Source organism: Halorussus caseinilyticus, from assembly GCF_029338395.1.
GTDB classification, from domain to species: domain Archaea; phylum Halobacteriota; class Halobacteria; order Halobacteriales; family Haladaptataceae; genus Halorussus; species Halorussus caseinilyticus.
Window position 1 is genome coordinate 2736096 of sequence record NZ_CP119809.1, and the last position, 25725, is coordinate 2761820.

The 25725-nt window shown below is 62.5% G+C and carries 25 protein-coding genes and 1 pseudogene; 14 read left to right on the plus strand and 12 right to left on the minus strand.

Going from position 1 to position 25725, the window contains the following annotated elements; all coding sequences use genetic code 11:
- Positions 1 to 24: 24 nt before the first annotated feature.
- Positions 25 to 189: a hypothetical protein gene (locus P2T60_RS13850; RefSeq protein ID WP_276279840.1), complete on the minus strand. Its 165-nt coding sequence runs from the start codon at positions 187 to 189 to the stop codon at positions 25 to 27.
- Positions 190 to 643: 454 nt separating this feature from the next.
- On the opposite strand from P2T60_RS13850, the gene hisG reads away from it, so the two are divergent.
- Positions 644 to 1507 carry an ATP phosphoribosyltransferase gene (gene hisG, locus P2T60_RS13855; RefSeq protein ID WP_276279841.1) on the plus strand — a complete coding sequence of 288 codons (864 nt, stop codon included), beginning with the start codon at positions 644 to 646 and terminating at the stop codon, positions 1505 to 1507.
- Positions 1508 to 1583: 76 nt separating this feature from the next.
- Positions 1584 to 1913, plus strand: a complete 330-nt coding sequence (locus P2T60_RS13860) for a DUF7967 family protein (RefSeq protein ID WP_276279842.1) — start codon at positions 1584 to 1586, stop codon at positions 1911 to 1913.
- 94 nt (positions 1914 to 2007) lie between these two features.
- Here P2T60_RS13860 and P2T60_RS13865 read toward each other — a convergent pair whose 3' ends face one another.
- Positions 2008 to 2352 (minus strand): DUF7473 family protein, encoded by a 345-nt coding sequence (locus tag P2T60_RS13865; protein ID WP_276279843.1) that lies wholly within the window; start codon positions 2350 to 2352, stop codon positions 2008 to 2010.
- A gap of 119 nt (positions 2353 to 2471) precedes the next feature.
- Here P2T60_RS13865 and P2T60_RS13870 point away from each other — a divergent pair, with 119 nt between their 5' ends.
- Positions 2472 to 3344: a DUF8172 family protein gene (locus P2T60_RS13870; protein WP_276279844.1), complete on the plus strand. Its 873-nt coding sequence runs from the start codon at positions 2472 to 2474 to the stop codon at positions 3342 to 3344.
- A gap of 218 nt (positions 3345 to 3562) precedes the next feature.
- On the opposite strand, the gene P2T60_RS13875 is transcribed toward P2T60_RS13870, so the two are convergent.
- The gene (locus P2T60_RS13875) at positions 3563 to 4123 is read right to left on the minus strand and encodes a TATA-box-binding protein (RefSeq protein ID WP_115797963.1); all 561 of its coding nucleotides are present in this window, start codon (positions 4121 to 4123) and stop codon (positions 3563 to 3565) included.
- 177 nt (positions 4124 to 4300) lie between these two features.
- Here P2T60_RS13875 and P2T60_RS13880 point away from each other — a divergent pair.
- Positions 4301 to 5274 (plus strand): annotated as a pseudogene (locus P2T60_RS13880) (TIGR01177 family methyltransferase).
- On the opposite strand, the gene P2T60_RS13885 reads toward P2T60_RS13880, so the two are convergent.
- The 7 genes from P2T60_RS13885 to P2T60_RS13915 all read right to left on the minus strand — a co-directional run bounded on the left by P2T60_RS13885 (position 5275) and on the right by P2T60_RS13915 (position 12607).
- Positions 5275 to 5712: an acyl-CoA thioesterase gene (locus tag P2T60_RS13885; RefSeq protein WP_276279845.1), complete on the minus strand. Its 438-nt coding sequence runs from the start codon at positions 5710 to 5712 to the stop codon at positions 5275 to 5277.
- A 48-nt stretch (positions 5713 to 5760) separates the two neighbouring features.
- A complete protein-coding gene (locus P2T60_RS13890; RefSeq protein WP_276279846.1) occupies positions 5761 to 6414 on the minus strand; it encodes a DUF7504 family protein in 654 nt (217 codons plus the stop codon).
- Positions 6411 to 7307 carry a GAF domain-containing protein gene (locus P2T60_RS13895; RefSeq protein ID WP_276279847.1) on the minus strand — a complete coding sequence of 299 codons (897 nt, stop codon included), beginning with the start codon at positions 7305 to 7307 and terminating at the stop codon, positions 6411 to 6413. The genes P2T60_RS13890 and P2T60_RS13895 overlap by 4 nt, the downstream gene beginning before the upstream one ends.
- An 87-nt stretch (positions 7308 to 7394) precedes the next feature.
- Positions 7395 to 8474 carry an AAA family ATPase gene (locus P2T60_RS13900; RefSeq protein ID WP_276279848.1) on the minus strand — a complete coding sequence of 360 codons (1080 nt, stop codon included), beginning with the start codon at positions 8472 to 8474 and terminating at the stop codon, positions 7395 to 7397.
- 446 nt (positions 8475 to 8920) lie between these two features.
- The gene (locus P2T60_RS13905) at positions 8921 to 9349 is read right to left on the minus strand and encodes a hypothetical protein (RefSeq protein WP_276279849.1); all 429 of its coding nucleotides are present in this window, start codon (positions 9347 to 9349) and stop codon (positions 8921 to 8923) included.
- A 71-nt stretch (positions 9350 to 9420) separates the two neighbouring features.
- Positions 9421 to 10446, minus strand: a complete 1026-nt coding sequence (locus P2T60_RS13910; RefSeq protein ID WP_337250849.1) for an RNA-guided endonuclease InsQ/TnpB family protein — start codon at positions 10444 to 10446, stop codon at positions 9421 to 9423.
- A 304-nt stretch (positions 10447 to 10750) separates the two neighbouring features.
- Positions 10751 to 12607, minus strand: coding sequence for a DUF7282 domain-containing protein (locus P2T60_RS13915; RefSeq protein WP_276279850.1), 1857 nt, complete (start codon positions 12605 to 12607; stop codon positions 10751 to 10753).
- 223 nt (positions 12608 to 12830) lie between these two features.
- Between P2T60_RS13915 and rnz the strand changes: the two genes are divergently transcribed.
- The 5 genes from rnz (at position 12831) to P2T60_RS13940 (ending at position 19981) form a co-directional block, all read left to right on the plus strand.
- Entirely contained in the window at positions 12831 to 13757 is a 927-nt protein-coding gene (rnz, locus tag P2T60_RS13920) for a ribonuclease Z (protein WP_276279851.1), read from the plus strand.
- Positions 13758 to 13960: 203 nt separating this feature from the next.
- Positions 13961 to 15958 (plus strand): bifunctional metallophosphatase/5'-nucleotidase, encoded by a 1998-nt coding sequence (locus tag P2T60_RS13925; protein ID WP_276279852.1) that lies wholly within the window; start codon positions 13961 to 13963, stop codon positions 15956 to 15958.
- A gap of 123 nt (positions 15959 to 16081) precedes the next feature.
- Positions 16082 to 18085, plus strand: a complete 2004-nt coding sequence (locus tag P2T60_RS13930) for a DUF460 domain-containing protein (RefSeq protein WP_276279853.1) — start codon at positions 16082 to 16084, stop codon at positions 18083 to 18085.
- A 140-nt stretch (positions 18086 to 18225) separates the two neighbouring features.
- Positions 18226 to 18591: a MarR family transcriptional regulator gene (locus P2T60_RS13935; RefSeq protein WP_276279854.1), complete on the plus strand. Its 366-nt coding sequence runs from the start codon at positions 18226 to 18228 to the stop codon at positions 18589 to 18591.
- A 409-nt stretch (positions 18592 to 19000) separates the two neighbouring features.
- Positions 19001 to 19981 (plus strand): tyrosine--tRNA ligase, encoded by a 981-nt coding sequence (locus P2T60_RS13940; RefSeq protein ID WP_276279855.1) that lies wholly within the window; start codon positions 19001 to 19003, stop codon positions 19979 to 19981.
- A gap of 120 nt (positions 19982 to 20101) precedes the next feature.
- Here the strand turns inward: P2T60_RS13940 and P2T60_RS13945 are convergent, their stop codons facing one another.
- Positions 20102 to 20371 carry a DUF7571 family protein gene (locus P2T60_RS13945; protein WP_276279856.1) on the minus strand — a complete coding sequence of 90 codons (270 nt, stop codon included), beginning with the start codon at positions 20369 to 20371 and terminating at the stop codon, positions 20102 to 20104.
- Positions 20372 to 20519: 148 nt separating this feature from the next.
- Positions 20520 to 20732: a DUF7470 family protein gene (locus tag P2T60_RS13950; protein ID WP_276279857.1), complete on the minus strand. Its 213-nt coding sequence runs from the start codon at positions 20730 to 20732 to the stop codon at positions 20520 to 20522.
- 98 nt (positions 20733 to 20830) lie between these two features.
- Here P2T60_RS13950 and eif1A point away from each other — a divergent pair, with 98 nt between their 5' ends.
- The 5 genes from eif1A to thsA all read left to right on the plus strand — a co-directional run bounded on the left by eif1A (position 20831) and on the right by thsA (position 25677).
- On the plus strand, positions 20831 to 21121 hold the full coding sequence (gene eif1A, locus P2T60_RS13955) for a translation initiation factor eIF-1A (protein WP_128477100.1): 291 nt from the start codon (positions 20831 to 20833) through the stop codon (positions 21119 to 21121).
- 378 nt (positions 21122 to 21499) lie between these two features.
- The gene (locus P2T60_RS13960) at positions 21500 to 22168 is read left to right on the plus strand and encodes a nitroreductase family protein (protein WP_276279858.1); all 669 of its coding nucleotides are present in this window, start codon (positions 21500 to 21502) and stop codon (positions 22166 to 22168) included.
- 60 nt (positions 22169 to 22228) lie between these two features.
- A complete protein-coding gene (gene rio1, locus P2T60_RS13965) occupies positions 22229 to 23092 on the plus strand; it encodes a serine/threonine-protein kinase Rio1 (protein ID WP_276279859.1) in 864 nt (287 codons plus the stop codon).
- A gap of 52 nt (positions 23093 to 23144) precedes the next feature.
- Positions 23145 to 23693 carry a KH domain-containing protein gene (locus P2T60_RS13970; protein WP_276279860.1) on the plus strand — a complete coding sequence of 183 codons (549 nt, stop codon included), beginning with the start codon at positions 23145 to 23147 and terminating at the stop codon, positions 23691 to 23693.
- A gap of 304 nt (positions 23694 to 23997) precedes the next feature.
- Positions 23998 to 25677 (plus strand): thermosome subunit alpha, encoded by a 1680-nt coding sequence (thsA, locus tag P2T60_RS13975; RefSeq protein WP_276282212.1) that lies wholly within the window; start codon positions 23998 to 24000, stop codon positions 25675 to 25677.
- The last annotated feature ends 48 nt before the right edge of the window (positions 25678 to 25725 follow it).

The following is a 25725-nucleotide window of genomic DNA, read 5'->3' on the forward strand; positions in this document are numbered from 1 at the left end:
GCCCGGCGTGTCAATCCACCGGGTTTAGTCGGCGATTCGGAGAATCGCCGACTCGATTCTGAAAAAGCCCTCGCGCGCTCGCCCTTTATCGGCCGAGGAGGTGAGCGTCGAGTCGGGCGAAACCCGGTGGCTGGTCGAACCGGCCGGAACGCGGTGGTTGACCGTCTCACGCCCGGCGCGTGCGGGCACGGCCCGCAAGTGGCCGCGCCCATCCGCGCGAGGTCTTCGGGAGCGTAGCGACCGAAGTCCTCGAACATCGAAGATTTTCGGGATGTAGCGAATCAGTGATTCCCAACAGCTCGTCGGAACTCGTTTCCGACGGTGGACGACTGAGCGACTGTCAGAAGCGAAGGAGTCGGTTGGGGGGTTCGAGGCCCGCGGTCGCGGTGCGGCCGGGTGGACCGAAAGGGGCCGCCCGGTCGCGTTCACCGTGGTCGTCTCAGTGACATATTCTCGCGCCTCACTTCGTTCGGCGCTCGAATAGGGGTCACTGAGACGACCGCGAGCGGGCGGGGGCTTTCTGGGCGTTCTGCCCGACAACTTCCGCGGTAACGCTACCGACTCGTGACGGCGCGGAACGAGTATCGGCGACTCTTGCGCGATGACGAAAGGTAGTTGCCCGACGAACGCGAACCCCGACAACATGAGAATCGCCGTCCCGAACAAGGGCCGACTCCACGACCCGGCGATGGAACTGCTCGAACACGCCGGTCTCCACGCCGTAGACGGTGCCGACCGCAAACTGTACGCCGACACGGTGGACCCCGACGTGACCCTGCTGTTCGCTCGCGCGGCCGACATCCCCGAGTACGTCAGCGACGGCGCGGCAGACGTTGGCATCACGGGTCTCGACCAAGTACGGGAGGCCGACCCCGGCAACGTCTCGGACCTGCTGGACTTGGAGTTCGGCCAGTGCCGACTCGTCCTCGCGGCACCCGAGGACGGCGACATCGAGTCGGTGGCGGACGTGGCCGGAAAGACCGTCGCCACCGAGTTTCCCAACGTCGCCGAGCAGTACTTCGAGGACCGAGACGTGGAGGTGGACGTGGTGGAAGTCAGCGGCGCGACCGAACTCACGCCCCACGTCGAGATGGCCGACGCCATCATCGACATCACGTCCACGGGGACCACGCTCAAGGTCAACCGCCTCGCTATCGTGGACGAGGTGCTGTCGAGTTCGGTCCGCCTGTTCGCCCGCGACGACGTAGCGGACGACGAGAAGGTCCAGCAGGTCGTGATGGCGCTCCAGTCGGTGCTGTCGGCCGACGGCAAGCGCTACCTGATGATGAACGCTCCCGAGGACCGCCTCGCGGAGGTCCGGGACGTGATTCCCGGACTCGGCGGTCCGACCGTGATGAACGTCGAGAGCGGCGAAAACGAGGAGGACGGGATGGTCGCGGTCCACGCCGTCGTGGACGAACGCGACGTGTTCGAGACGATAAACGAGTTGAAGTCGGTGGGCGCGACCGGGATTCTCGTCACCGAAATCGAGCGGTTGGTCGAATAAGACAACGCTCCGGCCGGTTTTCACCCCCCGAGAATCGCCTGCGCTCCTTTTGTCCGGAGAGCGCGAAGTGTCACGTATGACCCCCGAAATCGACGGTGCCTTGGAAACCAGCGACGACGCCGCGGACGCGGCGTCGTCGGTGCAGGTGTGGATGGTGGACCGGACGTTCTCGCAGGACTCGCCGCACATCCTGATTATCCGGTACGCGACCGACGACGGGTCGGCCTACCTCCAGAAGGAGCGTGCGGTCCCGAGTTTCAGTCGCGCGGCCGTCCCGGAGGTGACGGCCGCGATGGAGGTGTCGCCAGACAGACTCTCGCCCGTCGAGGACGACGAGACCCGCGAGCGGTACGCGACGGAGGCCGACCGGATGCGGGAGTCCCACGACCCCGGCGACGTAGTTTGAGATACCTTTTGGAAACGAAATTCTTTTCTTTAAAACGAATTTCGTTGTTCAAAGCAAGAATTTCAATCCCGGGGAGACGACGCGGGCGCGTTCGCTACGTCGGCGCGGTGCCGAGCAGTCGGACCAGATTGAAGATGGTGATGCCGAGGAGCGCGCTCACGGTGTAGTGAACGAGCGCGACCACGGCCGCCGTCTTGTACTTGAGTCGGTACACCGCGCGGATGGTGAAGAAGTCCGCGCTGGCGCTCACGAGGATGACGATTGTCGGGCCGTACGCTTGGAGCGCGAACGAGATAATCGCCGGGACGACGCCGACGGCGAACGCCCGCGTTATCGGCACGTCGCCGAGGACGTACCGCGCGGCGATGTGGGCCGTGACGCCGTAGAACAGCACCGCGAGCAGGAACGTGCCGACCAGCGCGACGATGGGGACCGCCATGGTCGGTTCTCGGGAGGCGCGCGTCAAGGAAGTAGCGGTTTGCGGGAGCGTAGGATCGAGTCTATTTAGTCTATTATGCTGAACCTTTTGAAAGAGAGGGCGTAAATTTAGAGCAACCAATGACCAACTGCCTTATCCACTACCATCATCCGGACGACGACCAGTTCTCGCTAGACTTCGTGAACCCCAACCGTGAGAAGGTCACCGAGAGACTCGACAAATATGAAGACTGGGTAGAGACTCGTGTACGCTCCTACGATTTGGATGAAGAAGTGCACGTGGTCTATACAAAAAAGAATGAGGTAACAGCGGCAGAAGCAATTCAATATAAATTCGATGCTGCATTTGACAATATGTGTCCAGATACACGAGTCATCATTCGGTACCTCTTAGATGCATTTGATAGCATTAAAGAGAAAAAGCGTGATGAAGAGTCTATTTCTCTCGACGCGTACAAAAGTGTTGACGTTGAGCGAATTCCGGATGCACTCAAACAGGTAAATTGGACCGGACCAATTCCCGAGGTTGGAGGACAACTAGCGTCGAACCTTCTACTCTGCCATGCATTACCAAACGCCAATCACAGGACCTCTTTTAGCATGTTCGAAGGATACGTGAAGGCAACAGCAGGCTCAACATTCGAGTTACCTTCGTTGATAACCGACGATTACGAGTGGCAGAAGTGGGTCGATGATTTCATCGTTGATTCCAAACGGCTGTTAACGGTACGGCGAAACGTCGGCCGGTTTCGATATATCTCGAAGTTCGGTTGTACAACTGTCCGTCGAAAGGGTGGAATTGATATCTCTCTTGACGAATATGATTTAGAGCTGCAGACACACGAGGCCCTCTCCAAATATGCTATTCGACATGAACAGCGAACCGTGACGTTTGTAAAAAAACTTCTGAGACGAACGAACAATGGCCCCTTGATTGAGGAAACGGGACTAACGAAGTCGGAGTTCGCAGAGTATATCCGGCAGAAAATCTAGTCTCGAAGGTGGGCTACGGACCGGCCGATTTCACGGGCCTCTTCGCAAGTTCCGAGATTGTACTTCTCGTCGATTTCGTCAAGTGCTTCTTCGAGACTCATAGATTACCCTCTTACGGAGACTTTGTATGCCGGGTGGCATAAAGCTGTTGTCGCACTCACTTCCTATCAGGTATCTAAAAAACCGTGGGGGTCTTACTGTCCGCTCGCTCGCCCGCGCTATTCCAGCAGACCGAGTTCTTCGAGTCGGGAGACGATTTTATCGACCGCCTGCTCGGCGTCTTCGGGTTTCTTGCCGCCGGTGATGACGAGTTTCCCGGAACCGAACAGCAGAGCGACGACTTCGGGTTCGTCGAGTCGGTAGACGAGACCGGGGAACTGCTCGGGTTCGTACTCGATGTTTTCGAGTCCGAGACCGATGGCGATGGCGTTGAGGTTGAGATTCCGCCCGAGGTCCGCGGAGGTGACGATGTTCTGAACGACGATTTCGGGGTCCTCGTTCACGTCGATTTGGAGTTCGCGGAGTTTGTCGAAGACGATTTCGAGACTCTCGTGTACGTCGGCCGTACTCTTCGCGCCGGTACAAACGATTTTGCCAGACCGGAAGATGAGTGCGGCGGACTTGGGGTTCTGGGTTCGGTAGACGAGACCGGGGAACTGCTCCGGGTCGTAGTCGGCCCCCTCGAGGTCCATCGCCACACTTTGCAGGTCGAGTTCCTGCCCGATGCCGGTGGAGGCGACCACGTTTTCAATGTTGATGGTCTCCTTTGGGTCAGTCATGCGCGACTTAAATGTCGTATTTAAGGTTTATAAAGGTTGGTACTCTCTACTGACAAGTGGAGAACGGGTTTTTATTGGTACGTTCGCTTGCCACGGACGGCACGCTAAAGCGGGAGCGCGCCGAGAACCCGCGCCGCAGACGAAACCCCCAAGAGTCACCGCCGAGTTCGGTACACCGTGTACGCGCTCGAACTCGGGGGAGAGGACGACCGATTCGCCGCCGCAGAAGCAGGGAACGCCGCGGTCGGCGTCGAAGTCGTCGCGCCCGGACTCGCCACCGCGAACGCCGTCACCGACCGCGTTCGGAATCTGGCCTACACCCGCCGCGCCAGCGAGGTGGTCGGCGAAGCCGACGCCAGCGTCGAATCGGCCCGAGTCCTGCTCGACGCCGCCGGAATCGACCGCGGGGGACCGTGGCGGTCCGCGCCCGCGACGTGCGCGAGACCGCCGGAATCGACACCCAACGCGCCGAGCGCGCACTCGGTCAGGTCCTCGTAGACCGGGGCTTCGCGGTGGACTTGGACGACCCAGACCACGAACTCCGAGCGCTGTTCGCCGACGACACCTGTCTGCTCGGATGGCTCGAAGTCGAGAGCGTCCGAGACTACGGCACCCGGAAACCCACCGACCGCCCCTTCTTCCAACCGGGCGGGATGGACCCCTTGCTGGCCCGCGCGCTGGTGAACCTCGCGGGTGCCCGACCCGGCGCGACCCTGTTGGACCCGATGTGTGGCACCGGCGGCGTCCTCATCGAGGCCGGACTCGTCGGCGCGACAGTCCTCGGCGCGGACGCCCAGCGCAAGATGGCCCGCGGTGCGGTCGAGAACCTCTCGCGGTACCTCCCCGATTCGGACTGGACCACCTTGCAGGGCGACGCGACCCACCTCCCGTTCCCGGACGATTCCATCGACGCCGTGGTCTTCGACGCGCCCTACGGCAGGCAGTCGAAAATCGCCAACCTCGACTTGGACGACCTCGTGTCGGGTGCGCTCGCGGAGGCCCGCCGGGTCGCCGACCGCTCCGTGGTCGTCGGCGACCGGTCGTGGGCGAGCGAGGCCCGCGAAGTCGGGTGGTCGGTCGAAGACTCCTTCGAGCGCCGGGTCCACCGGTCGCTGGTGCGCCACGTCGTCGTCCTCTCCGCCGAGTCCTAATCACGACTCGGCGTCGAGCGCCTCCTGCCGGAGTCGCTCTTCCTCGTCGGTTTCGACCCGTAGCTCCGGCACTTCGAGTAGTGCCCCGTCCTCGTCCACGGCGACGAAGGTGAAACAGGACCCCGTGGTGCGCTCGGTGTCGCCGGTTCGGGGGTCCTCGCGCCACGCCCGGAGGCGGACCTTGACGCTGGTTTCGCCCGCGCCGTAGACGTAGGTGTCCACGAGCGCGGTGTCGCCGACCGGAATCGGCCGGTGAAAGGAGAGGTCGTCTACGCCCGCGGTGACGCACGTCTCGCCGGAGAAGCGCATCGCGGACATCGCGCCGAGTTCGTCCATCCACTTCATCAGGTTGCCGCCGTGAAGCGTCCCGACGTTGTTGGCGTCGTTCGGTTGGACTCGGAAGCGGTTTTCGAGGTGGGTATCGGAGAGCGTCGGCATGGGGAGGGGTTCGCACGCGAGGACCAAGAGTGTCGGGTGAAAACGGACTCAGAGCGACACGTCGATGCTCCGGTCGTCACCCAGTCCCGAGACGTGGAGGGTGGCGCTGTCCGGACCCGTCCGTTCGACTTCGACGCTCGCGGCGAAGGAAGTCTTCATCCCGGCGACGAGGCTTCCGGTGTCGGTTCCCACCTCCACGCTGGTATCGAGGGCGCAGACGCCGACGGCCTCGTTCCGGCGGAGCGGACTCAGCAGGTTCGAGTTGAGGAAGCGGAACACCGACCGCGTGTCCTCGATTTCCCGGCAGATGCTCGAACACAGCAGGATACCGGCCCGAAACCGCGGTGCCTGCGACTCGGATTCGGCGACGAGCGACGAGAACTGCATGCCGAGACCGGTCAGGTCGGTGATGTCTCCGACCGTCGTGACGTTCGACCCGGCATCGGGACCCTCGCAGGTCAACACCGTCGAGCGCTCGCTCGCGCCGTCCGCGGCGTCATCCAGTGCCCGGTTCACCGCAGAGCCGTTCGCGTCGGTGGCGAGGACGAGCGAGCGTTCGTCGTCTCGGGCGCTCACGAACCGGTAGAAAACCGTTTCGAGCGCGTCGGCGTCGTCACCGGTCAACAGGATGCTCGTTCCGTCCTCTATCGGGTCGAGCGGGAGGTCCGAAATCTCGAACGCGGCCGTCTCGGACACGCTCATGCCTTTGCCCCCGTTCCGACGGCGTTCAGAAGCGACTGGCGGAGTTCGAGAATCTCCATCGCGGTCTCGGCGAACTGCTGGAGTTCGGCCTGTTCCTCGGGCGAGTAGGAGCGCGGTTCGTGGTCGATGAGACACACCTGTCCGATGGTGTGTCCCTCCGGCGTCGTCATGTTCGCACCGGCGTAGGAGACTATTCCGAGGTCCCGTAGCTGTTGGTTCTCGGCGAATCGCTTGTCCTCGGTGATGTCTTCGACAACCATCACCTCTTCTTGGAGCATGCTGTGCGTGCAAATCGTGTCCTCGCGCGTGAGCGAGTCCCAGTCCGCGCCCGTGCAGGCGAGGAAGTTCTCCTCGTCTTCCTCGATGAGTCCGATGAACGCGACTGCGGCGTCGAAGTGACTCGTGATGAGGTCGGTGAGTCGGTCGAAACTCTCCTCGATGGGGAGTTCGTCCACGTCGTAGGCGTCCAGCGCCTCCAGTCGGGAGTCCTCGTCGTCGGGGACCAGAAAGCCGACCTGCGCGCTGTGGGCGATAACGTCCTCGGTGACGAAACCGAGGCGGTCGGCGGCGTCGGGCAGGTCCCGGTTCAGATACTCCACGATGACGTTCTCGAACGAACTCGTGTCGATGTCGCCGGGATTCGCGTCGGTGTAGAGAACGCAGGGCGTCTGAGAGGCGTGTTCGCGGAGCGCATCCACTACGTCGAGTCCCGTGCCGTCGGGCAGGTCGTACTCGGTCACGACGCAAGCCACGGAATCGGTCTCCAGTACCTCCACGGCGTCGGCGACCGACGTGCAGGTCAGGGGGGAGAGGTCGGGGTCGTCTTCGAAAGCGGCGGCGAGGTCTGGGACACCATCGTCGGTATCGACGCAGAGAACTGTGTGTTCTACCATCCAGATACGACTTGGTTTAAACTAACGTAACTGTTTGGTTCGATTACCAGTCGTTGGATTTATAACGGATTCGGAGCGCCGCGCTCGCTACGCCTCGCCCTTCGCGCCGAGTTCCGCGAGGAGGTGGCCGAGGTGAACCCGGTCGCTCGACCCCTCGGCGAGACCCACGTCGATTTCGCCCGCGAGTCGAGTCAGTTCCGCGAGTTCTTCCTCCCGGCCGGTGTACCGATTCGAGTTGCGCGCGACCGTCAAAACCTTCCGAAGGACTTCTTGACCGTTGTATCCCTCGTCCACGAGCAGGTCGTCCAGCGTCTTGCGGGCGTCGGAGAACTCGCCCGCTTCCGCGGCGTCGAGCATCTCTTCGATTTGGCCCCGGATGCCGATTTCCCGGACCGATTGCACCGTGTCGCGCGTGATTTCGCCCTCCTTCTCGTGGAGCGTCTGGGCGCTCAGGATGGCCTCCCGGAGGTTGCCCTCGGCGTATCCGGCCACGATGCGCAGACCCATCTCGTCGTACTCGACGCCCTCGGCCTCCGCAATCGTCTCCAGTACGTCCGTGATTTCTTCGGTCGTCGGCGCTCGGACCGCGACGGGGAAGCATCGGGACTTGATTGGCGGGATGAGTTTCGTCGGTTGGCGGGTCGTGACGACGAACTGGGTCGTCTCGTGGAACTGCTCCATCGTCCGGCGGAGCGACTGCTGGAAGTCCTCGCGGATGTCCTCGGCGTTGTCGAGGACGACGGTCTTGTACGACCCGGTAGACGGGGCCATGCTACTGTACTGTTTGAAGACGTAGGCTATCATCTCCGCCTTCGACCAGTCGCTCTTGTATCGTTTGCTCAGGTCTTGTTTTCGGTCGGTCGAGACCTGCTTGACCCACGGTATCTCGCCCTGTAGAAACCGCTCGAAGCGCGGGTCGTTTCGAATCTCGGTTTTCGTCCGGTCGAAGAAGTCCGAGACGTTGAGGATGGTCAAGTCGTTGTCGGGGTCGTCGTGTGCTTCGCGGGCCAGCGCCCGCACTGCCGCGGTCTTGCCCGCTCCGGGCGGGCCGTGGAGAACGAGGTTGATTGGGTCGTCTACGGCCTTTCGGAGGTACTCGCGGACCTCCGCTTGGGGGAGGTCGGCGAGGTCGGGCGCGTACCGTTCGGTCCACAGCGGCGCGTCCATTACCGGTCGGTAGGGGGTCGGCGGGTAAGAATCGGTCGGTCCGTTTCCGGGGGAGTGGTCGGTGAGAACGCTTCTTCGGCGGCGTTCGCTACCAATCCGCACAGTCGTCGGGGGAGCGACGGCGACGAAATCGGGACGACGAACGACCGAAAAGTCCCGCACCGCTCGCGTGACCGCGAGCGGGCGGTCGTGGGTCGAGCGCGGGCAATAAGTAATGAGTTTTTAGCATTCTATTTCATCTTCTAACTTTATTATTTAGTTCTAAAAGAATTAAAATTCATTCTCTCGAACGGAGGCGAACCGCCGTCGCGGACGCCCGCAGGCGGGCACCGGTGCCCGCCTGCGGGCGCGTGGACCCTCACCAGCGCGTGTGTGAAACCGTCGAACGGCCGTCCGCACTCCCATCCGTCGCGTCGTTCGCCGACCGGTCTCGCTCCGTCGTCGCCTCAGTTGCCGTTGCCCTTATTCTCCGTCTCGTCGTCGCCGGTCCCGAACTTCCGTTCCAGTTCCGCCGACCCGTCGTCGGTGTCTACTTCGACTCCGAGTTCCGGCCGGTCGGGGACCGCGACCGTCGGCGTCCCGTCAACGGCCGTCTCGCCGACGTTCTCGCCGTTCACCGACACCGTAGCGTTCGCCACGGCGCTCCCGTTTCGGGTCGCCGAGACGGTGACGTTCTCGCCGCGGGTGACGTTGCCGACGAACGTCGCGTTCAGGGCGTCGGCGTCCTCGCGCGCTTTCTCGTCGTCTTTCTCGCCGTCTTCCTTCTCGTCCTCGTCGCCTTTCTTCTCGCCGACCACTTCGATTTCCTCGTCGGTGCCCGATTCGCTGACGACGGGTCTGAGGATGTACTTGCCGCTCTTGCCCGCCTCGAACACGGAGATGTCGAAGACGTAATCGACCGACTGGTTCGGGCCGACGGAGAACGACTCGTCATCTACCCACGGCTTTAGCCGTGGGCTTGAGCGTGGGACTCACCTTCTGCCGACACGGTGTCGTAGGCGGTGTAATCGCCGTTCAGGGTCAACGTCCCGCTCTTGAGGGCGAGATGACCGTCGCCCAACCCCGAGGGACGTTTGCCCTCGGGTAAAGAGAGTAATCGCTTCCCGATGGTTTTGGAAGCGTTGTAGTTGCCGTCTACCTCGTATCCGCATTCGTTGCACTCGAACCATCCATCCGAACTGCGGTTTGTGCTGGATTGGTGTCCGCACTTCGAGCAGGTCTGCGATGAGAACGCGGGATTTACATCTTCGACACGAATCCCGTACGCGATGGCTTTCCACCGAATCATCTCCTGCAATTCACGGAATGCCCACTGGTGCATCTGGCGTTTCAATTGGTCGTCATAGGCATCCATTCGCTTGCGGATATGTGTCAAGTCTTCGACGGCGATATGCGAACAGTCGTACCTGCGGGCTTCTTCCACGATACGTCGAGAAATGGTGTGCAGGCAGTCCAAGACGAAGCGGTTTTCTCGGCCCGACAGTCGCGCTAACGCCTGCTTCGCGGAGCGAGTACCTTTGTCTTGGAGGCTTCGACGCACGCGGAAGTAGTGGTTCTGCCCCCACAGCAATTCACCGCCGTCGTAGAACGACCCCGTGCTGGTCACAGCGACGTTCTTGAGATTCAGGTCAACTCCGAGAACGCGGTCGCCCTCACGCTCTTCGACTTCCTTCTGGATAACGATGTGAAGATAGAAGTCATCCTCTTGTTCGTCGTAGTGGAGTGTCCCCATTCGTTTTTCGTAGTCGTTGTCATCGAGTAGTCGGCTTGATATTCGCCAATGTCGAAGCCGACCTCGACGCGAGACTCGACGGTCGAGAGGGTTGCACTCCTGTCGTTGATGGTCAAAGTGCGTTTGTCGTAGACAACGGTGGGTTGGTCGAACGTTGGGACGGAGCGACTGTTGCCCTCCTTCCAGTCGGCGACCGTGGATTTCATCATCTCGACTGCCTTCGAGTAGGCGCGAACACAGAGGTTCGCGGGAAGGTCAGTCACGTCACGGAGGTCGTGGTAGACCTTATCGTGGATGTTGGTCTTCGCGGTAATGAGGTAGCCGTCGTCGTTGCGACCGTTCTCGATGCTGTAATTGACAGCGGTGTTGAACTGCTCGATGGTCTGGTGGAGGTGGTCTCGTCGGGACTCAGCGCCGATTTATAAATATCCACCCTCGTTCGCGTCGGTTTCGACCCCGACGCCCTCCCGGGATTTAACGGTCGTGAACGGTAAAAATAGTGCGAATCGTATTCGTTCTGACGTTCGGCTTTCGGCGGCCGAACCTACGCTTCGGTCGTCGCTTGGGCCGTGGTCGTCTCGCCAGCGGGCGTCTCGGTTCCCTCGGCCGCAGTCGTCGTCTCCGCGCCCGGTTCCTCGATGACGATGATGGCGAGTTCACCGAAGTTGCGCGTGTAAACCCCGTGGATGTACTGACCCGCGGGCACGCCTTCGGTACTGACCTCGAACGTCACCGTCGTCTGTTCGCCCGCGTCGAGCGTGACCGACTGGCGGTCGATGACGGTCCCTTGGAGTCGGAACGCCACGTCTTGGGTTGCCTGCTGGTCGTTGGGGTTCGAGACGGTGGCGCTCACCTCGATGGTGTCACCAGTCGTCGCGCTCTCGGGTGCGTCCAACTCCAAGACGCTGAAGGAGTCGAGTTCGTCCTCCGCGGTCGTCGTCTCGGTCGTGGTTTCCTCTTCCGGCACCGTGGTCTCCTCGACTTCCTCGGTCGTCGTCTCCTCGACTTCAGTCGTCGTTTCCATCTCCTCGGTCGTCGTCTCGACTTCCTCGGTGGTCGTCTCCATCTCCTCGGTCGTCGTCTCGACTTCCTCGGTGGTTGTCTCCATCTCCTCGGTCGTCGTCTCGACTTCTTCGGTGGTCGTTTCCATCTCCTCGGTCGTCGTCTCCATCTCCTCGGTCGTCTCCATCTCCTCGGTCGTCGTCTCGACTTCCTCGGTGGTCGTTTCGACTTCCTCGGTCGTGGTGGTCTCTTCGCCCGGCCCACCCGGTTCGCCCGTCGTCATCGGCGGTTGCGGAAGTTCGATGTCTTCCGGGGCCGTGACGACGAACGTGACGTTCTCGACGTTGACGTTCCGGACGACGAACCGGACGGTCTGAATGTCCTGCGAGAGGTTCTCTTGGAGCATCTCCTCGGCCGCTTCGGGACTCACGGTCGTCATCTGCCCTTGGGCCTGCTGAGCGGCGCTCTGGCGGAGAATCTGGCTCAGGTTGATTTCGACGCGGCGGTCCTGAACGTTGACGTTGCTGATGACCTCCGTCCGGTCGGGTTCCTCCTCGTCACCCACGACGAACGACCACTCGTCGATGTTCATCTGCTCGATTTTGAAGACGAACTGCTCCATCTCCGCGGGCGGTTCCGCGGCCGTCGTGGTCTCTTCGGCGCCGTCTTCCTCTTCGGTCGTCTCCATCTCCTCGGTGGTCTCGACCGCTTCAGTCGTCGTCTCGACTTCCTCGGTCGTCTCCATCTCCTCGGTGGTCTCGACCGCTTCAGTCGTCGTCTCCACCTCTTCCTCGGTCGTCGTGGTCGTCTCCTGTTCGAGCGTCACGTTCGCCGGGTCGATGACGACTTCGTTGTTGGCCGTGTACGGGCCGTCGAGTTCGCCGGTCGAGAGAACGAAGTCGTACACCTGATTGTCGTTGGTGTCGAAGTGCGGCATCGCAATCAGCGTCTGGCCCTCGGCGATGGGTCGGGCGAGCGTGATGGGAACGTCCTCGTGGGTCCCGGCTTCGAGGTACACCGAGTTCCCGAGGACGCTCGAAATCGGCGCTTCGGCGACCGACGAGTCGTGGATGGCGATGAACCCGCCTTCGGGCATCGTCACCGACTCGATGACGACCCGTTCGCCGTCGGACTCTTGATCGTCGAACGTCACGCTTGCCGTCTCACCCTCGGCCGCAGTGGTCTGTTCACCGTCTGCGGCAGTCGTCTCTTCGTCGTCGGCCGCAGTGGTCGTCTCCGCGTCGTCCGCGGCAGTCGTCGTCTCCTGCATCGCCACTGCGTTCGTCCCTGCGTCTCTAGTCGAATCCTCAGTTACTGCGAGCGATACTGCTGTACCACTCGCTAGAATCAACAGCACCGCCATGAAGACGGCGCTAAATGTCCTTCTATCACGTGTCATTTGTAACCCCCAATCCGCAGAGTATGCGACGGCAAGACCGCGAATAAACAGACGCGACTGTTCACGGTCGTAACAGACAGATACGCCGCTTTAGGCCGGGACTATCCCCCGATTTTCGGACGACGTTCGCGTCCGTAACACGCTGTTTCTCGGACGAAATTTAGCGTACCGCGCTCGGGATTTCGAAGGCGCTTTCCCGCGGGCCACCCGACTATCGCTGAGGATGTCGATGCGCGTTACCTTTCTCGGAACCGGCGGGGCAGTGCCGACTACAGAGCGAAACCCGAGTTCGGTGCTGGTCAACCGGGAGGGAGACCGGTTGCTGTTCGACGCGGGCGAGGGAACCCAGCGCCAGATGATGCGCTTCGGGACCGGGTTCACTATCTCCGATATTTTCGTCACGCACCTCCACGGCGACCACGTTCTCGGACTCCCCGGCCTGATTCAGACGTTCGACTTCAACGACCGCGAGCAAGCGCTCTCCATCTACACCCCCGCCGGAACCGAGGAAGACGTAGACGCACTCGTCCACGCCGCCGACAATCGGCCCTCCTTCCCGGTCCACGTCTACGGCGTCGGTCCCGACGAGGCCGCGGTCCGGCGTGACGACTACGAAATCCGGACGTTCCGGACCGACCACGACACCAACTCGCTGGGGTACGCGCTAATCGAGGACGACCGGAAAGGCCGGTTCGACCGCGAGAAAGCCGAGGAGTTGGGCGTCCCGGTCGGCCCGAAGTTCTCGCAACTCCACGAGGGCGACCCCGTGGAACTGGACGACGGCACGACTGTCGAACCCGAGCAAGTCGTCGGGGAGGCCCGGCCCGGCCGCCGGTTCGTCTACACCGGCGACACCCGACCGAGCGCCCGCGTCGCGGAAGTCGCCGCGGACGCCGACCTGTTGGTTCACGACGCCACCTTCGCCGACGACAGGGCCGAACGCGCCGGTGACACCGGCCATTCGACCGCGCGACAGGCCGCCGAAATCGCCAGTCGCGCCGACGCCGAGCGACTCGCGCTGACCCACATCTCCTCGCGCTACGCCGGGGACGTGTCCGACCACCTCGAAGAGGCCCGCGAGGTGTTCGACGGCGAGGCGTTCGTCCCGGACGACGGCGAGACCCACGACGTGCCGTACCCCGACGAGTAGGTTTCGGTCGCGCCGAGAGAAAGAGAGAGCGACTCGGGTCGGCGAGCGAGCTACGTACCGTGATATTACTTGACTACTGAGTAGGAAATAGCTGGTTTTATTCGCAGTTCCTTCGATTAAACGGACGCATGCGCCAGTCAGCATCACTATTGTTAGTCCTCTGTCTCGTCGTCGCGGGGGCGGTACCCCCCGCCGCGGCGAGCGTGTCAGACGCGCACAGCGCGACGGGGACCGCCGTATCCGCTCCGACGGCGGCCCAGACCCCGACGAACAACTCGACGACGGTGACTATCCTGTCGTACAACGACGTGCAGACGGCGGCCGCCGAGAACGGCACCCTGCCGCGGATGGTCACGCTCCTGAACCAGCGACGTGCCGCCCACGACAATCCGACGGTCGTCGTTGGAGGCGGTGACGAGGTGAGTCCGCACTCGCTGTCGCCGCTGAGTCAGTGGCGGGTTCCGGTGGAGGCCCTGAACGTCGCCGACCCCGCCGCCGAGGTCATCGGGAACCACGACCTCGACTACGGATTCGGCGCGGTCCGGAACTTCAGCGACGCCTCGGAGTTCCCGTGGTTGATGGCCAACATCGTTGACGAGGAGACCGGCGACCCGATTCCCGGTGCGAAGCCCTACACCGTGGTCGAACGACAGGGCGTGAAGGTCGGCATCGTCGGCGTGGCCGACGAGAAAATCAAGTCCAAGACCGCGGTGGACTTCGACGAGCAGGGCTACGAGTTGAAGAACTACTCGACGGTGGCAAGCGAGTACGCCACGACGCTCAAAGAGGAGCAGAACGTGGACGTGGTGGTCGTCTCGGCACACCTCGGCGTCCCCGTGGCGAAGACGCTGGCTAACACGACCGAGAACGTAGACGCCATCGTGGTCGGCGACGACGAAATCGAGTACCCGCCGAAGGAGACCGGCGGTGCGGTCATTATGGAGGCTGAGGGTCGCGCGGAACACGTCGCGGAACTCAACCTCACCGTCGAGAACGGCGACGTGACGAAGTGGAACGGTCGTCTTCTCGACGTGACCGAGAACGTCTCGAAGAACGAGACGGTCGATACTATCGTCACCGAGGCCCGAACGGACAAACTCAACGACGTGGCGGGCCGAACCGAGGTCGAACTCGACTCCCGATTCGCCTCGAACTACCACGATGAGACGGCGCTCGGCAACCTCATCGGCGACTCCTTCCGCGCCCAGACCGGCGCGGAAGTCGCCATCACGAACGCTGGCGGCATCCGGTCGAACAGCGTCTACGGGCCGGGTAACGTGACCGTCGGCGACGTGTACAACGTGTTGCCCTTCCGAAACACCCTCGTCACCTTCGAACTCACGGGTGCGCAGTTGCGCCAACTCCTCGCCAGTCAGGTCGTGACCCTCGAAAGCGAGGAGGGCCAGCAGTACGGCGCGGAGGCGAAACTACAGGTCAGTGGTGTCACCTACGAGTGGGTGGGCCACAACAACACCGACGAGCAGATTCGTGACGTGTGGGTCGGCGGCGAACCCCTCGACGAGGACGCGACCTACAACGTCACCGTCAACTCCTACATGGCTGGCTGGGACGACTCGGTGTTCCAGAACGCGACGATGACGAGCGAATCCCACATGCTCTACGGCACGGCCCTGCTGGAGTACGTCCAGCAGAACAGTCCGGTCGCGCCGACCGACGAGAATCGCATCCGGCGAGTCGATGCCGAAGTCGAGACGAAATCCGTGAGCGTGAGCGAGGGGACCGCGACGGTCGAACTCGCCGCGCCCACCGGTGCCCGGAACGTCACCGACTTCTACGCGACCACCGGCGACGCGGGCGACCGACTCGCGGCCGAGTCGGTCTCGGCGTCGAACGACACGGTGACGGTGGCGTTCGACCTCGCCGAACTCCGCAAACTGTCGGGCGGCGATACCGTCCAGATGTACGGCGGCTACAACGCCTCGGCCTACCAGCGCGTCTACTTCCCCAACTCGGTGCTGAACGCCGAACTCGCCGCTAGCGACTTCGGTGCCGAAACGACCCAAACCGAGACGACGACCCAGACCGAGACGACGCGGACCGACACCACCGAGGAGGCAATCGACGACGCCACCGAGACGACGACCGAAGACGGCACGTCGGGTGACACCCCCGGCTTCACCCCCGTCACGGCAGTCGTCGCGCTCGTGGCCGCCGCACTCCTCGCGTACCGACGCGACTGATTCGCCGACTTCCTCCCGGCCGGTCCGGGAGTTTCCTCTTTTTGGCGCGAGCGAGACTCGGAAGCGAGCGCCGAATCCGTCGCCCGCGTCGGATTTATATCCGCCGACTCCCTACTCTCGTCCGTGAACGCCCGCACGAGTGCCCTCGACACGCTCGTTTTCGGCGTGGACATCCAGAGCGGGGATGTTCGCGGCGACGCACCTTCCTACGCACTCGTCGCGTTCGATGGCGAGAACATCGACCGCGACGTGGTGTCACACCGCAAGCTCCGCCGCCTCGTAGAGCGCGAGGAACCAAACTTCGTGGCGACCGACAACATGTACGAGTTGGCCGCCGACAAGGACGCGCTGGTCCACTTCCTGCGCGAGTTGCCCGACGGGACCCGACTCGTACAGGTGACGGGGGCCGAGCGTCCCGAACCCCTCTCCAGAGTCGCCTCGCGCCACGGCGTCCCCTACGGCAAGGACCCGATGAAGGAGGCCGAGGCCGCCGCGCGACTCGCGGCCGGGAACGTCGGTTACGAGGTGTCGGCGTTCACCGACACCACCGAGGTCAAGGTCTCGCGGGGTCGCTCGACCGGCAAGGGCGGGTGGTCCGAGGACCGCTACACCCGGCGCATCCACGGGTCGGTCAAGACCAAGACCCGCGAAATCGAGAGCGAACTCGACGGCGCGGGTCTCGACTACGAGCGAGACGCCACCGAGAAGTACGGCGGGTTCTCGAACGCCGTCTTCGAGGTGGAGGGCAGACCCGAGGACATCCCGGTCTCGAACGAGCGGTCGGGCGACGTTCGCGTCGAAGTAGAGCGCGTTCGACGCGACGGCATCGAGTTCGAACCGCTCGCCAAGCGCCGCGACCACGTGCTGGTGGGCATCGACCCCGGCACGACCACCGCCGTCGCCGTCGCGGACTTGGACGGCAACGTGCTGGACGTGCTGAGTACGCGCACGGCCGACACCGCCGAGGTCATCGAGTGGATAATCGAGCGCGGGCGGCCGGTCGTCGTCGCCGCCGACGTGGAACCGATGCCCGAGACGGTCGAGAAGATTCGCCGGAGCTTCGACGCCGAGGGGTGGATTCCGAACTCGGACCTGCCGGTGGACGACAAACTCCACCGGACCCGCGACCACGACTACGACAACGACCACCAACGGGACGCGATGGCGGCCGCGCTCTGCGCCTACGACGACCACGAAGACCAGTTCAAGCGCATCGCCGAGAAGGTGCCTCCGCGGATGGACCGTGGGGAAGTCACCGCGCGCGTGGTCGCGGGCGAGGACTCGGTGGAAACCGCACTCGCCGCCCTCTCGGACGACGACGAGGGCGACGAGGAGGAGACCGAACACACCCCGCGGGAACTCACCGCCGAGGAGAAGCGCATCAAGCAACTCGAATCGCAGGTCGAACGCCTCGAAGAACACGTCGAGGACCTCGAAGACACCATCGAGAGCAAGGAGGGCCGCATCGGGCAACTGAAAGGCGACCTCGAAGCCGCCAGAAGCGAGGAGCGAAAGGAGGTCCGCGAGCGCCGAGAGGTCTCCCGCCTCGAACGCGAGAACAGCAGACTGGAGCGCGAACTCGACCAGCGAGACGAACGCATCGAGGAGTTGGAGGGCAAACTCGCGCGCCTCAAGGAACTCTGGAAACTCGACCACTCGAACTTCGCCGACGTGTCCGAGAAGAAGGCCGGACTCACGCCGGTCAAGCCCGTCTCGAAGTTCACCAAGGACGCCATCGCACAGGCCCACGAGAGTTTCGGTCTCGCCACCGACGACGTGGTGTACCTCCGGGACGCCTCGGGCGCGGGGCGTTCGACCGCCGAACGACTCGCGGAGGTGGACCCGAAAGTCGTGCTGACGGGCGACGGGGGTCTGTCGGACGCCGCCGACCGAGTTCTCTTCGAGAACGAGATTCCGGTCGGTCCGGCCGACGACGTGACGATTCAGGAGGTGGACGAACTGGCCGTGACCCGCGAGCGCGAAGTCGAAGCCGTCATCGAAGACTGGGAGGACCGGGCGGAAGAGCGCCGGAAAGAACGGAAGGCCGAGCAGTTGGACCAACTCATCAGCGAACACCGGGCCGAGCGCGAGTACGGGTCTTCGGAAGCGAGCGGGCAGAGTCCATGAAATAACTTTTGTTCGACGATAATCCGTTCAGGACGATTCAAGGTATACAAATATAGCTGATACAACCGAGACAGCCATATCCACGATACATTTTAATACATCAAGAGTCGTACTACTGAGTCAGGACAGTAGCTACTACGATGCCAATTACCAAAGACAAATTCCAGCGCATAGACGACGAGGGAATCCGACCGGAGAGCAATGCAGAGCAAATTCTGGAATTTCTCGTTCGCAACGAGGATAAGGCATACACGCAGAGCGAAATCGCAGAAGAAACAGGTGTGAAGCGAGGAAGCGTCGGACCAACGCTCAAGCGATTGAAAGACCGTAGCGCAGTCGAACACAAAGCGAACTACTGGCGCGTGAGCGAAGAAGAATTGGTCACTCGAAGCAGTGTCGCGCTTACCTCGGAAACCGCCAGTCAGTACGACGAAGAGGAATTCGACGTGGAAAAATGGGCAGAATACGCTGTCGACCCGCCTGAATATAGCGGTGAGAACGAGTGAGAAATGAGCGCGGAGATGTCGTTTTCGCACCGGACCCGTTCAAACCGAGTGACAACCCGCGACCGTGGTTGATTCTCTCGGCAGACCCGATGCCATTTCCCGGGGAATTTCTATGTGCGGCGTTGACTCATTCCGAGTATCCCGCGAATTACGAAGTGCAGGACGAACACTGGGTCAAAGGGGGATTACCACCTGACGAAGGGGCGTACTGCTCACCGTGGCTTCTTGCGACTATCAAATCCGGGCAAATCCGATTCAGGCAGGGACGACTCACCGAGGGCTTCACTGACGAGATGACACAAGATGCTCTCGATTATCTCGATGATATCTGACCGACGTGAAGCATTTTGATGCGGACAGATAGCACGGTCCCGGAACGCTAAAGCCCCGCGCGGGACACGTCTCGCGTATGGACGCCTACGAGTTGATTACCCGGAACGCCGAGGAGGTAGTGACCGAAGAGGAGGTCGAGGAACTCGCCGAGAACCCCGACGGAAAGCGCGTGTACGTCGGCTACGAGCCATCGGGAGTCCTCCACATCGGGCACATGCTCACCGCCAACAAACTCATCGACCTCCAAGAGGCCGGAATGGAAGTCGTCATCCTGCTGGCGGACGTACACGCCTACCTCAACGGGAAGGGCACCTTCGAGGAGATAGAGGAGACCGCAGAGAAGATGCGCAAGCAGTTCCTCGCGTACGGTCTGGACGACGAGAACACCGAGTTCGTCTACGGGTCGGACTACCAGTTGGACGACGACTACGCGCTCGACCTCCACAAACTGGAACTCGACACGACGCTCAACCGCGCCCAGCGAGCGATGGCCGAGATTCAGGGCGACGAGACCGCGAAGGTCAGCCACGTCGTCTACCCCCTGATGCAGGCGCTCGACATCGAGTACCTCGACCTCGATTTGGCGGTCGGCGGACTCGACCAGCGGAAGGTCCACATGCTGATGCGAGAGGAACTGCCCGAACTCGGCTACGACGCCCGGCCGTGTCTCCACACGCCCATCCTCGCCGACCTCGGCACGGGCGAGGGCAAGATGTCGAGCAGTTCGGGCGTCACCATCTCGATGGAGGACTCGACCGAAGACATCGAAGAGAAGGTCAACTCGGCGTACTGCCCGCCGACCCGCGAACCCGAGGGCGACCTCGAAAACCCGGTGCTGGAAATCTTCCAGTACCACGTCTTCCCGCGGTTCGAGACGGTCGTCGTGGAGCGACCCGACGAGTACGGCGGCAATCTGGAGTACGACGACTACGAGACGCTGGCCGACGACTTAGAGAGCGGAGAGCTTCATCCGGCAGACGCGAAGGGCGCGCTGGCGACGTACCTCGACGAACTGGTCGCGCCGGGCCGCGAGAAGTTGCGGGAATTAGCGGAATAGGTGTCGGTCGTCGTGAAAAAGTCGTCCGCGCCCGGTCGGAGCCGCCACTTCGGACGTGCCGGTCCGCCGGTACCGGGCGAACTGGTCGGTCAGAGAACCGGCAGGTCAGCTCTCTGACCGTCAGGGAGACACTGTATCCCGATGCCAACCGGGGTCGTGGCCGGTGCGCTCGATGATGTCGGCTCGACACGCCGGGCAGTAGTCGGGAACGTCGGAGTCGGTTTCGGGGACGTACACCGCGCCGTCGCACTTCACGCACGCATCCGCAACGATGGTCACACAGTCTGCACAGACGTTGAAGTCGTCTACTGTGAGGTCACGCAGGGGTTCGAGTTGTTTGTCCAAGATGTACTCGTCGATGACCGCCTGACAGCGTTGGCACGGTTTCATAGCGATGCGTGTTGGTCCATGAGACCATCCCACAAATAGTTACCGCCGAAAACGTGATGGATATATTAAAACTTCGTCCGTCGAAGGTGGTTTTCCACGATTACGAAGAGCGCAAGAAGAACGTCTCCGTTCGATTCCGGCTTCGAGTCTATTGGAAGCCGCCACCGCCGCCGCCCATCATCCCGCCGAGACCGAAACTCGCCATGAGACCCGAGACCAGACCCCACGCCGTCAGGACGAATCCGAGGACGACCAGTCCGATACCGGCCGCGATAATCAGGTTCTGGAGTGCGATGACCGCGATGCCCCCGAGCAGGAGAAGCACCCCGACGATGCCTTTCGCTCCGAGTTTGTCCAACATACGACCGGGTGTGTCCGGTGGCGACTTAAATACCCTTGCTCCGGGTACGAAGTTCGAACGACAGTATATTTAAAGGTCCCCGCCACCAAACGCAAAATATGAGCGACAACGACGGCGGACGGCGGAAGAACCTCCGCATGCCCGACGACGACGAGGTTTTCGCCACCGTCACCAACATGCTCGGTGCGAATCGCGTGAAAGTACGATGTGCCGACGGGACGGAGCGCACCGCTCGCATCCCCGGCAAGATGCAAAAGCGCATCTGGATTCGGGAGGACGACGTGGTGCTGGTCGAACCGTGGGACTGGCAAGACGAGAAAGCCGACATCAAGTGGCGCTACGACAAGCAGGAAGCCGACCAGCTCCGGGACGAAGGCCACATCCAATAGAACCTTTTACTGCACTCGGAGATTCGCCGGAGACGAGTCTCCTCGCTGGTAAAACGTTCACGAAAAACACCGGAAGGCAAACCGCGCCTTCCGAGCAGTCGGTCGCGACGCTCCCGGCGACACGGCGTCACCCTCAAGAGGCCGCCGTCGGCGGCCTCCTTCGAGGGTTCCTCGGTCCGCTCACTCACTCGCTTCGCTCGTTCGTTCGCGGTAGAGTAGCTGGTCGTCTACCGTGAGGTGATTAGCTCTCGCAGGGAGGTATTCGACGCGGTGACACCGGCGTCACCTACTCACCGTCGCGCTATCGACAGCGACCCCCAATCGGCAAGAACGCGGGCTTGCGATTTCCGTTTATCTTCCCGCCGTCTACAGTCTGGCGTGACTCTCCAGCAAACTGGACTCGACGAGTCCACGATAGCGCACGACGAGGAGATTCCCGAAGCTATCCGCGCGATTCGGACGCGGCGGTCGGGCCACAACTTCGACGCCGACACCGAACTGGACGACGAGACGCTCGAAGCCCTGATTCGGGACGCCGCGCTCGCGCCTTCGTCGTACAACCTCCAACCGTGGGAGTTCGTCGCCGTGCAGGACGACGACCGACTGGAGGAAGTGGTCGAACTGGCCTACGGACAGGAACACGTCCGCGAGGCCGGGACCGCGGTTCTCGTCGTCGGCCACACCGAGGCCGAGACTGCCGACCGCGTGTTCGACCAGTGGGAAGAGGCGGGTCGGATGGACGAGGAGGCCGCCGAGCAGACGAAGGCCCAGACCGTCGAGATGTACGACGACGACCGGATGGGCCGGGACTACGGCGTCCGGAACGCCAGCCTCGCGGCGCAGAATTTACTTCTCTCCGCGCACGCGCGAGGCCTGACCGCCACGCCGATGATAGGCTTCGACGCGGCGGGACTCTCCGAGTTCCTCGAACTCCCCGACGACAAGGTTCCGGTGATGCTGATTGCGGTCGGACCGAGCGGCGGCGAGGAACCCGACCGACTGCCGCGGCGCGACGTGGACGAAATTCTCCACCGAGAGAGCTACTGAGACGAAGCCTCGTCTTCGGAAAACCCACCCTTTTATCGCTGGATACGCTAGGGCCGGTAGATGTCCGAGGAGTACAGCCTGCTCGAACCCGACAACGTAGAAGGCGTCGGCGACGAGTGGGAAGAAATCGACGTGTCCGACACCGAGGCCGACAAGGTTCAGCGCCAGCGCGACCGGGAGTTCAACGAGTTTCGCGAGCGCCTGAAGAACACCGAGCAGTTCAAAGTCGAGCAGTCGGTGTTCGACGACGCCACGCTCGCGGCGCTCTACAAACTGGTTCAGGACGGCTACGTCCGGGCGTTCGGCGGACCCATCTCCTCGGGGAAAGAAGCGACGGTCTACTCGGCACTCGGCGACGAGGAGCGAGGCGAAGTCGCGGTCAAAGTCTACCGCATCAACGCCTCGGACTTCCGGGACATGCGCGACTACCTCGTGGGCGACCCCCGTTTCGAGGAACTCGGCGGCAACAAAAAGCGGGTGGTCCTCGCGTGGGTTCGCAAGGAGTTCGCCAACCTCAAACGGGCGCAGAAGGCCGGGGTGCGCGTCCCCGACCCCATCGCAGTCCAGCGCAACGTCCTCGTGATGGAGTTTCTGGGGACCGACGGCGAGCGAGCGCCGACGCTGGACGACGCCCACCTCGAAAACCCCGAGACGGCCTTCGAGGTGGTCCGCGAATACATGCGGCGACTCTACGACGTGGGACTCGTCCACGGCGACCTGAGCGAGTACAACATCATCGTCCACGACGGCGAACTCTGCATCATCGACCTCGGACAGGCCGTCACGATTCACCATCCCAACAGCGGCGAGTTCCTGACGCGAGACTGCGCGAACGTCGCCTCGTTCTTCCAGCGACAGGGGATGGACGTTCGCGGCGACGAGTTGGAGGCGTGGATTCGGGAGCACGCCGACCCCGAGAAGTGAAACACTCACACGGGACGAAGGCTTAAAACACCCCGAGCGAGTACGTATTCCTATGCAACACGTGAAGATTCCGCAGGACCGAATCGGTGTTCTCATCGGCGAGGGAGGTGAGACGATGCGCGAAATCGAGAGTCGCGCGGAGGTGCGACTCGACATCGACTCCGAGAACGGCAAGGTCGAAGTCGAGAAGACCGGCGACCCCATCCGCGGCCTGAAGGGACCGGAAATCGTGAAGGCCATCGGCCGCGGGTTCGCCCCCGAAGACGCCCTCACGCTACTGGACGACGACATGATGATGTTCGACGTTATCGACATCGACGCCGCCGCCCGGAACAAGAACGACCTCGAACGACAGAAAGGGCGACTCATCGGCGAGAACGGCCGAACCCGCGAACTCATGGAGGAGTTGACCGGCGCGAACGTCGTCATCTACGGCACCACCCTCGGCGTCATTGGTACCCCCAAGCGGGTGGACGTAGTTCGGAGCGCCGCCGAGATGATTCTCGACGGTGCGCCCCACGGGTCGGTGTACTCGTTCCTCGAACGCAAGCGCAACGAGATGAAGCGTCAGGGAATGGAGTTCCACCAGTTCCCCGGTTAAACCGGAGAACCGTCCGCCTTCGACAGTCCTCCAGAATGCGTACTCGGGTATCAGAGAAGCCTTCGGAGACTGTACGCTGGCGGGTGAACGCGTCGGCGGAGCGCCCCCAATAATATTCTTCGATTAAGAGTCGAAAATTGCCGAGTTGCAGTGTCGAACGTTCCACCGACCAACCCCTTATAAATATACCGTGTGAAGTGTTCTCATATCATCTTTCCGAGTCTGTGAGGCTGTTTCTCACGTTCTGTGGGGAAAGGTTTATATAGAATGCCAATCAATCTATCAGGTACACATGGCACAACGAATGGGTAACCAGCCGATGATTGTACTTTCCGAGGACAGCCAGCGAACCTCCGGAAAGGACGCGCAGTCGATGAACATCACCGCCGGGACCGCCGTCGCCGAAGCCGTCCGGACGACGCTCGGCCCGAAAGGGATGGACAAGATGCTCGTGGACTCCACGGGCGAAGTCGTCGTCACGAACGACGGCGTGACCATCCTCAAGGAGATGGACATCGAACACCCCGCGGCCAACATGGTCGTGGAAGTCTCCGAAACGCAGGAGAACGAAGTCGGCGACGGTACGACCACCGCGGTCGTCGTGGCCGGTGAACTCCTCGAGAAGGCCGAGGAACTCCTCGAACAGGACATCCACGCGACCACGCTCGCGCAGGGGTACCGTCAGGCCTCCGAGAAGGCCAAGGAACTCCTCGAAGAGAAGGCCATCGACGTGGACGCCGACGACACCGAGACCCTCGAAAAGATTGCGTCCACCGCGATGACCGGCAAGGGCGCGGAGAACGCCAAAGACCTCCTCTCGGAACTCGTCGTTCGCGCCGTCCAGAGCGTGGCCGACGACGACAACATCGACACCGACAACATCAAAATCGAGACGGTCGTCGGCGGTTCCATCGACCAGTCCGAACTCGTCGAGGGCGTCATCGTGGACAAAGAGCGCGTCCACGAGAACATGCCCTACTTCGCCGAGGACGCCAACGTCGCCCTGCTCGACGACGCCCTCGAGATTCAGGAGACCGAAATCGACGCCGAAGTCAACGTCACCGACCCCGACCAGCTTCAGCAGTTCCTCGACCAAGAAGAGGAACAGCTCCGCGAGATGGTCGATACGCTCGAAGCAGTCGGCGCTGACGTTGTGTTCGTGGACGGCGGCATCGACGACATGGCCCAGCACTTCCTCGCGGAAGCGGGCATCATCGCGGTCCGCCGCGCCAAGTCCGACGACCTGAGCAAGCTCGCCCGTTCGACCGGCGCGAACGTCATCAGCAACGTCGACGACATAGAGGAAGACGACCTCGGCTTCGCTGGCTCCGTCGCCCAGAAGGACATCGGCGGCGACCAGCGCATCTTCGTGGAGGATGTCGAAGAGGCCAAGTCCGTGAGCCTCATCCTGCGAGGAGGCACCGAACACGTCGTGGACGAAGTTGAGCGCGCCATCGAGGACAGCCTCGGCGTCGTGCGCGTCACCCTCGAAGACGGCAAGGTCGTCCCCGGCGGCGGCGCACCCGAGACCGAGCTGGCGCTCGAACTCCGCGACTACGCCGACTCCGTGGGTGGCCGCGAACAGCTCGCAGTCGAGGCGTTCGCCGACACCCTCGAAGTCATCCCGCGCACCCTCGCGGAGAACGCGGGTCTCGACCCCATCGACTCGCTCGTCGACCTCCGCTCGAAGCACGACGGCGGCGAGTTCGAGTCGGGTCTCGACGCCTACACCGGCGAAGTCGTCAACATGGAAGAGGACGGCGTGGTCGAACCGCTCCGAGTCAAGACCCAAGCCATCGAGTCCGCTACCGAAGCGGCCGTCATGCTCCTGCGCATCGACGACGTTATCGCCGCTGGCGACCTGAAAGGCGGTCAGGTCGACGGCGACGACGGCGGCGACGGCGGCGCGCCCGGCGGCGCTGGCGGCATGGGCGGCGGCATGGGCGGCATGGGCGGCATGGGCGGTATGGGCGGCGCGATGTAACACGACCTTTTGCCGCGCTCGGAAATCCGCCGCTGGCGGATTTCCTCG

Excerpts from the sequence above, each read along its gene's own strand:
- P2T60_RS13885 (WP_276279845.1), bottom strand. The coding sequence starts at position 5,712 with ATGCCGACGCTCTCCGATACCCACCTCGAAAACCGCTTCCGAGTCCAA.
- P2T60_RS13900 (WP_276279848.1), bottom strand. The coding sequence starts at position 8,474 with ATGGACGCGCCGCTGTGGACCGAACGGTACGCGCCCGACCTCGCCGAC.
- P2T60_RS13890 (WP_276279846.1), bottom strand. The coding sequence starts at position 6,414 with ATGAGCGTGTCCGAGACGGCCGCGTTCGAGATTTCGGACCTCCCGCTC.
- P2T60_RS13875 (WP_115797963.1), bottom strand. The coding sequence starts at position 4,123 with ATGACTGACCCAAAGGAGACCATCAACATTGAAAACGTGGTCGCCTCC.
- rnz (WP_276279851.1), top strand. The coding sequence starts at position 12,831 with ATGTCGATGCGCGTTACCTTTCTCGGAACCGGCGGGGCAGTGCCGACT.
- P2T60_RS13935 (WP_276279854.1), top strand. The coding sequence starts at position 18,226 with ATGCCAATTACCAAAGACAAATTCCAGCGCATAGACGACGAGGGAATC.
- thsA (WP_276282212.1), top strand. The coding sequence starts at position 23,998 with ATGGGTAACCAGCCGATGATTGTACTTTCCGAGGACAGCCAGCGAACC.
- P2T60_RS13945 (WP_276279856.1), bottom strand. The coding sequence starts at position 20,371 with ATGAAACCGTGCCAACGCTGTCAGGCGGTCATCGACGAGTACATCTTG.
- eif1A (WP_128477100.1), top strand. The coding sequence starts at position 20,831 with ATGAGCGACAACGACGGCGGACGGCGGAAGAACCTCCGCATGCCCGAC.
- P2T60_RS13865 (WP_276279843.1), bottom strand. The coding sequence starts at position 2,352 with ATGGCGGTCCCCATCGTCGCGCTGGTCGGCACGTTCCTGCTCGCGGTG.
- P2T60_RS13895 (WP_276279847.1), bottom strand. The coding sequence starts at position 7,307 with ATGGTAGAACACACAGTTCTCTGCGTCGATACCGACGATGGTGTCCCA.
- P2T60_RS13870 (WP_276279844.1), top strand. The coding sequence starts at position 2,472 with ATGACCAACTGCCTTATCCACTACCATCATCCGGACGACGACCAGTTC.
- P2T60_RS13970 (WP_276279860.1), top strand. The coding sequence starts at position 23,145 with ATGCAACACGTGAAGATTCCGCAGGACCGAATCGGTGTTCTCATCGGC.
- P2T60_RS13860 (WP_276279842.1), top strand. The coding sequence starts at position 1,584 with ATGACCCCCGAAATCGACGGTGCCTTGGAAACCAGCGACGACGCCGCG.
- rio1 (WP_276279859.1), top strand. The coding sequence starts at position 22,229 with ATGTCCGAGGAGTACAGCCTGCTCGAACCCGACAACGTAGAAGGCGTC.
- P2T60_RS13950 (WP_276279857.1), bottom strand. The coding sequence starts at position 20,732 with ATGTTGGACAAACTCGGAGCGAAAGGCATCGTCGGGGTGCTTCTCCTG.
- P2T60_RS13940 (WP_276279855.1), top strand. The coding sequence starts at position 19,001 with ATGGACGCCTACGAGTTGATTACCCGGAACGCCGAGGAGGTAGTGACC.
- P2T60_RS13915 (WP_276279850.1), bottom strand. The coding sequence starts at position 12,607 with ATGACACGTGATAGAAGGACATTTAGCGCCGTCTTCATGGCGGTGCTG.
- hisG (WP_276279841.1), top strand. The coding sequence starts at position 644 with ATGAGAATCGCCGTCCCGAACAAGGGCCGACTCCACGACCCGGCGATG.